This is a genomic window from Ferrovum myxofaciens (assembly GCF_000735045.1).
GTDB classification, from domain to species: Bacteria; Pseudomonadota; Gammaproteobacteria; order Burkholderiales; family Ferrovaceae; genus Ferrovum; species Ferrovum myxofaciens.
This window is the reverse complement of record NZ_JPOQ01000394.1, coordinates 1-738: the sequence shown is the minus strand read 5'-3', so window position 1 is coordinate 738 and position 738 is coordinate 1. Positions and strand designations below refer to the sequence as shown.

General features: G+C 52.3%; 2 protein-coding genes. Both read right to left on the bottom strand.

The features are described 5' to 3' along the window. On the bottom strand, positions 1-252 hold a 252-nt coding region (locus IV91_RS19350), incomplete at its 3' end, for an IS66 family transposase (protein WP_035418634.1). A 74-nt stretch (positions 253-326) separates the two neighbouring features. Beyond that, positions 327-674 carry an IS66 family insertion sequence element accessory protein TnpB gene (gene tnpB, locus IV91_RS0114190; protein WP_031599505.1) on the bottom strand — a complete coding sequence of 116 codons (348 nt, stop codon included), beginning with the start codon at positions 672-674 and terminating at the stop codon, positions 327-329. Positions 675-738: the final 64 nt, after the last annotated feature.

The window sequence follows — 738 nt, the reverse complement described above, 5'->3', positions numbered from 1 at the left end:
ATGGGCAGCGACGGTCTGGGTGTCCGGGGCAGGAGGCGGAGTATTGCCTTCCCCACCCAGGTCACTGAAGGCCAGTTGGAGGCTGTATAGGTCGGGGTTGCGGCGTTCCGACTTCTGACCGAAAAGGTGGCATCTGAACCATTCCAGTTGCCTTTTGAGATGAGCGTTTTCCGCCTGAAGCAAAGAATTTGTGTGAGTCAAAACCGCGACTTGGTCGGTGGGTTTTTGTGCGGTTTCGAGGGCTTTTGACATGACTGAATTGTACCATTAATCAATCGGTTATGTTTATTTTTCGGGTATATTTTTCAATTATTTTTGCCCTGATTTCAGGTGGTTGGCAGACGGGAATAGCGCTTGCGAAAGGATTTGGGTTCAACCCCCTCCAGGAGGAGTTTGAAGTGGGTCCAATCGGTTTCACAGGAGCGAATCTGGCTCCAGTCCGAGAAGAATCTTCCCTGCTCCAGGCGTTTGCTCCACAGGCAGAAACCGGAGCGATCCCAATACAAGACTTTGACCTGGTTGGCACGCCGATTGATGAAGCAGAACAGGTGTCCGCTCAGGGGATCCTGCTTCATCTCGTTGCGTGCCAAGGCATAGAGTCCGTCATAGGATTTGCGGGCATCTACAGGTTGACCGTAGATGAAGACCCGGACCCTGGCTTCGGCAAAGAACATCAGTTTCTGGTGAGGGTCAGTACCACCCCACCACCCAGATCGAGTTTGAGTTCAAGGATTCCTG